General features: G+C 37.7%; 1 pseudogene. It reads right to left on the reverse strand.

The features are described 5' to 3' along the window. A pseudogene (locus D0T57_RS11650) lies at positions 1 to 909 on the reverse strand (IS4 family transposase); the annotation flags it as partial. Positions 910 to 992 lie beyond the last annotated feature (83 nt).

Consider the following 992-nt stretch of genomic DNA (forward strand, 5'->3'; position numbering starts at 1 on the left):
TTACAGCATTTTCTGTATTCCCCCAGAACTTTTTTATCTTAAGATGTTGTTTGAACCATTTAAAGAAGAGTTCAACCTGCCATCTGTTTTTATAAAGTTGAGCAACCTGCAGCGGTGATAGTTTCATGGCATTGGTTAGGAACGTAAACTCTCGTTTCTGCTCCTCGTCCCAATAACACACTTTGCGTATCTGTATAGGATAGTCATTGGAGCTTTTATAAATGGTCAATTCACCTATTGCATCGGACAATACATTCTTAGGCAATCGGCGTTTCCATAGTTTTGCTTTGAACTGTAAATTTGACTTTGCTCTGACAACAAAATAGGAGCCGATCGATTCTATCCTGAACAGGCTCTTAAAACAGTTGTAAGCCCTGTCAAAGATGTAGTAAGCACCTGTTTCATAAGGAATCTCATCCATAGCCTTGCTGTCGTGTACCGATGCTGTCGTTATATGAAAGAAAGCAGGTATCTGAGTTTCTATATCATATAGAGTGTGTACTTTTATACCACCTTTTTTCTTACGGAACTTTGCCCACCAAAAAACACTTAAACACAAGTCTATGGTGGTAGAATCAGTTTAGTACGTGCTTGTTCTACCATGTAATAGGCAAATGATTCAAAGATGCGATAGTCACGATTTTGATTAGCTTTTGCTAAATTGCTTCTGGTTACATACTTGCCAAGACCTAAGTGGTAAGTTTTCTTTTGATGAGCTTCCAAAGCTACAATGAGATCACGCAAACTCTCCCTATTTGACAATTGCCCGAACATCAATGTGAGCAATTGGTTCCAACAAGTGAAGAACTTCACATATTTGTCGCCACCATATTGGGAAACAATGCGATTGAACTTGCTTCTATCTAAAAAAGAAACGAGTTGAGCAAAAACGAATTTATCCTTGTGCATCCTGTATCTTAGTCTAAAGAATACAAAGATGAAAATTGAAATCCGTTCGCACGAAAAACCCCTATAACTAACTATATTTCAAA

Source organism: Dysgonomonas sp. 511, assembly GCF_010501105.1.
In the GTDB taxonomy this organism is placed as follows: Bacteria; Bacteroidota; Bacteroidia; order Bacteroidales; family Dysgonomonadaceae; genus Dysgonomonas.